The organism is Leisingera sp. ANG59, from assembly GCF_013317235.1.
Classification (GTDB): domain Bacteria; phylum Pseudomonadota; class Alphaproteobacteria; order Rhodobacterales; family Rhodobacteraceae; genus Leisingera.
In genome coordinates, this window is record NZ_WLCM01000092.1 from 1 (window position 1) to 3,875 (window position 3,875).

At 61.4% G+C, this 3,875-nt stretch carries 6 protein-coding genes; 2 read left to right on the top strand and 4 right to left on the bottom strand.

The window, feature by feature from the left end:
* From GKC28_RS25955 to GKC28_RS25970, 4 genes are all read right to left on the bottom strand, one after another.
* Positions 1-185, bottom strand: a 185-nt coding sequence (locus GKC28_RS25955) for a transposase (RefSeq protein WP_217434231.1), incomplete at its 3' end; no start/stop codon positions are given.
* Between the two features lie 69 nt (positions 186-254).
* The gene (locus tag GKC28_RS25960; protein ID WP_174149819.1) at positions 255-2,294 is read right to left on the bottom strand and encodes a recombinase family protein; all 2,040 of its coding nucleotides are present in this window, start codon (positions 2,292-2,294) and stop codon (positions 255-257) included.
* A gap of 286 nt (positions 2,295-2,580) precedes the next feature.
* On the bottom strand, positions 2,581-3,042 hold the full coding sequence (locus GKC28_RS25965; protein WP_174149820.1) for a helix-turn-helix domain-containing protein: 462 nt from the start codon (positions 3,040-3,042) through the stop codon (positions 2,581-2,583).
* 116 nt (positions 3,043-3,158) lie between these two features.
* Entirely contained in the window at positions 3,159-3,518 is a 360-nt protein-coding gene (locus GKC28_RS25970; protein WP_174149821.1) for a DUF5372 family protein, read from the bottom strand.
* Between the two features lie 2 nt (positions 3,519-3,520).
* On the opposite strand from GKC28_RS25970, the gene tnpB reads away from it, so the two are divergent.
* Both tnpB and GKC28_RS26655 read left to right on the top strand, forming a co-directional pair.
* A complete protein-coding gene (tnpB, locus tag GKC28_RS26990) occupies positions 3,521-3,691 on the top strand; it encodes an IS66 family insertion sequence element accessory protein TnpB (RefSeq protein WP_174149822.1) in 171 nt (56 codons plus the stop codon).
* A gap of 56 nt (positions 3,692-3,747) precedes the next feature.
* A partial coding sequence (locus tag GKC28_RS26655) for a helix-turn-helix domain-containing protein (protein ID WP_368041152.1) occupies positions 3,748-3,875 on the top strand: 128 nt, incomplete at its 3' end.

Consider the following 3,875-nt stretch of genomic DNA (forward strand, 5'->3'; position numbering starts at 1 on the left):
CATAGATCTGCTGCCGCCTGATCTCGTGGCGCTTCGTGGCGCTGTGCGACCTGCGACACGGTCGCGCCGTTCTCCCCGACCGAAAGCACAATCGCCAACTTCTCGTCGTCACTCCAGCGGCGCCGACGCTCCAAGCCAAGAATTTCGCCCCGCACAGCTGCCTCCCTCCCTGTAGGAGACGTCATTAAAGACGTCTTTATGGACGTCTCTTAGCAATCTCCGGCACACACGAGCAGGCGGTTCAAATCGGGCGGTTACCTTTCCTTTCCAGTTGACAGTTTTGGCTGGGCAGCCTGTATCGCGCGTGCGGCGACCCGGTCTTCGAGGCGGTTCCATCGGCTGCACTGCTTTTGGGGCAGGTCCGATGCCGGAAGTTCGTAGAGGCAATAATGCCCATTGTAGGCGTGGCTGGCGATGAGGCCAAACTTTGCCCACCTGGCGACGGTTTGCTCGTGGATACCAAGCCGCTCGGCAGCTTCCTGTTTGGTCAGCATTCCCCGTTCCCGCAGGCGGTCATAGCGCGAGCGCAGGTTGTATTGGTGGACGAGATAGGCGACGCGCAGGGCGGTGAAGCGGGCGTCGTGACGGCCGCGGCGGGCGGCTTCACCCGGCCGATAGCCCTGTTGGTTGAGCAATTCCGCGATCTCGGAATAGATGTGATCATCGAGGAGCCTATCGACCAGTTGGATGATGCCGGGCTGCGTCTTGATCTGCTGGGCGGCGGATTTGGGGCTGGGGATGGTCAGCGTCTGAAGCTTTCCGCCCTTGAAACGCACGTGAACCTTGGTGGTGCCTTCCGCGGGCAGTTTGACGAGAGTGACATCCTCGATGATGTGGGCGATCAGGCGCTTGCGTTCGCGGTTTGGGGTATCGGGGTCGGCCCAGAGCTTGTGGAAATCGACCGTCATGGCAACCAGCCGCTCGCGGACAGCCTTGTCGAGACAAAATTGGTCGCGCTCCTGTGCCCGCTCGCGCTCTTCCCGGGCATTGGCCAGAACGCGGAGCTTCTCGTTCCATTCGCCTTCGAGCGTGTCGGCGACGAGGCGGTTGCCGGGATCGACAAGCATGAAGCGGCGCTGCGCAAGGTCGGCCTCCGCCTGGGCCCGCTCCACCGCCCGACAGCGGAGCTGGTCGGCTTCCTGGTGAAGCCTGCCGACCGCGTCATCCACGGAAGACCCGGCGATCGACTGGCACATGGGTTCACCGCGATAGACATGGGCGCGATCGCAGATGTACCAGGCCTCCAGTCGACCACGCCGGGCCGCGTAACGCACCCGGAAATGTCTGCCACACTGTCCGCACACGGCCCGCCCCTGCAGCAGCGCCGGGCCCTCCCGTGGAATGGAGGCTCGTGCTGCGTCGTACCCCTGGCCATTCGCTTTGAGCACCTTCAGGTTCTCCTGGTGTTGGTCCCAGCTGATGTATCCGGGATGCGCGTTGGGGATGCAGGCCAGCCAGTCGTCCGCTTCGCGCGCGCGGATCGTCTTCCTGCCGTCGATGGTACGCCGATACTGTCGCCGCCCGTAAGCATAGGCGCCGGCGTAACGTGGGTTGGTCAGGACGCGTATCGCGGTGGATGCGGTCAGGGGGCGAAACACCGTCTGGCTGTTATGCAGGCGTGACGGGAACAAAAGGCCTTCCTTGCGAAAGGCTTTGACGGTCTGGGCGGCAGAACCGACGCGTATGAAGGTCTCGAAGAAATGGGCGATCGTCTCCCTGATCTGCCGGTCCGGATCGAGGGCCACACGACCGGAAGGATCGTAGACCAGCCCGGTGGGCAACGGGCAACGGAATTCGCCCCGGCGTGCCTTGTTGAGGATGCCGCCGCGCAGGCGTGCCTTGATCACATGCAACTCGGCCTCGCTCACGGTTCCTTTGAGGCCGAGCAGGAGCCGGTCGTTGAAGCTTGCCGGATCGTAGACGCCGTCTTCGTCGAGGATCAGGGTGTCGGCAAGGGCGCAAATCTCCAGCAAGCGCTGCCAGTCGGCATTGTTACGCGCCAGACGAGAGACTTCCAGGCCCATCACGATCCCCGCATGCCCCATGCCGACGTCGCTCACCAGCCGCTGAAATCCTTCGCGCCAGGCTGCCGAGGCCCCGGATTCACCTTGGTCATTGTCGATGACGACAATCTGTTCATCACGCCAGCCGAGGGCGATGGCCCTGCCTCGAAGCGCATACTGCCGCTTGGCGCTCTCGGCATTCTCGAGGACTTGCCGCATCGAGGACTGGCGGATGTAGAGGTATGCGCGGCGATCAAGGTGACGCTGCTGGACTTTGAGATGGACGTTCATAGTGACCTCCCATGTTGGATACTCATGGCGATTGCCGCGAGGACGTGAACGACGGCGCCGTGCCTGCCGGGCAGCGAACAGGCTGCGGGTATTGGATCAACTTGCTCTCCGGCAGGACTGGCCGCTGCGGTCAGGGCCTGGACCCAGCCCCACATGCCCCGGCGCAAAAACAGCATGAGGCCCCTGCGCGCCATGACCGGCAGCGCTTCGCCAAGCGCGGCTGCGCGCAGCATCTCGTAATGGGTCACAATGTCTGGCGCACAGCAGGCCGGCGCCACGCAACGGTTCAGCGGCGGGTTTTTTTTAATGCCCGCTCGATCGTTCTGGGATGGAGATCGATATCGAGATCGCGGCGGAGCAGCTTTGCCAGTTCGCGCGCACGAACCGGTTCGCCAGGGACCAGATGCGCCTCCAGGAAGGCCAGGACGTCGTCGTCGATTTTGTGCGGGCCGCGGGGCCCTGGCTTTGCCGGCACCAAGCCCGCAATCCCGGCCGCGTCGAAGTTCGCCTTGGCCTGGTAATAGGTCGGCCTCGAAACGCCGTACTCGACGGAGACCTCTGTCACCGAGGCCCTGTCGACCGAGACTCGGCGCAGCATCTCGTATCGGACCTGCACGGCATCTTGCGGATCGAAGAACTCGCTGCCGCTGAACTTCGGATCGCGCACCTTGTCGGCCGCCGGGTTGAAGGTGCCCTCTTCGATAAGGGCATCGGTCTTTGATCGCCTGCTGCCGTACTTCGCGGGCATTGTCGGCTCCGAGGGTGAGATACAGCGCAAAAGTAAATATATTTATGCCGCACATGACGTCGGCGTCAAGGTTCTTTCCGTCATGAAATCGACATATTTGCCGCATTATCCCGGTACTACACATCATATTGGCACTCATGCGGCGTAATTTGCCTTACAGTTGCGGCATAGTTATCTTTACATATGCTCGTGCCCGAGTGGGCTGATTTGTCGGAAACGCGGGCCACCAGATCGGCAAGTTCCATCAGGTCTGAAAAGCGCAACACCGCTCGCCCTTCGCCCATGACCAACTCCGGATCCTTGCTGGCAAGATCAGTCCATTGCGGTGGAACCGACCAGATCACGGCATCGCCGGCCTGCAAAAGGAGCCGCTCGCCATGTCGGTTGTATCGCCTGCCCACACAGGGCAACTGCTGGGCGAAAAGCGGATGAAACGGATGAGTGACGCGCACTAAATCCTCATCTGCGAGGGTCACACATGCATTCTCTCGTGAGGTACAAGCGGCTGGAGAAGTCATCGTTCTGCTGGCCGCGGATCGGACCTGTCCGAGTGCAACTCAACCACGCCCAGTTGATGGCCCTGCTGGAGGGTCTGGACTGTGAATCGGCGTGCAAAATTGACCCACTTTGGTGGGTTATGAGCGAGTAAAATTGACCCACCTGTTTTCGTTAACATCCGCACTAAAAGTGCGGAGGAAAGAGCAGGTGTTACTGATGGAAAGCGTGTCGAAGATCCGACGATGGGTATTGGTTGAGGGACGCAGCATCCGGTCTGTTGCGCGGGCGACGGGATTATCGCGGAACACGATCAAGAAGTATCTGAAGGATGAGAG

Excerpts from the sequence above, each read along its gene's own strand:
- GKC28_RS25960 (WP_174149819.1), bottom strand. The coding sequence starts at position 2,294 with ATGAACGTCCATCTCAAAGTCCAGCAGCGTCACCTTGATCGCCGCGCA.
- tnpB (WP_174149822.1), top strand. The coding sequence starts at position 3,521 with ATGCATTCTCTCGTGAGGTACAAGCGGCTGGAGAAGTCATCGTTCTGC.
- GKC28_RS25965 (WP_174149820.1), bottom strand. The coding sequence starts at position 3,042 with ATGCCCGCGAAGTACGGCAGCAGGCGATCAAAGACCGATGCCCTTATC.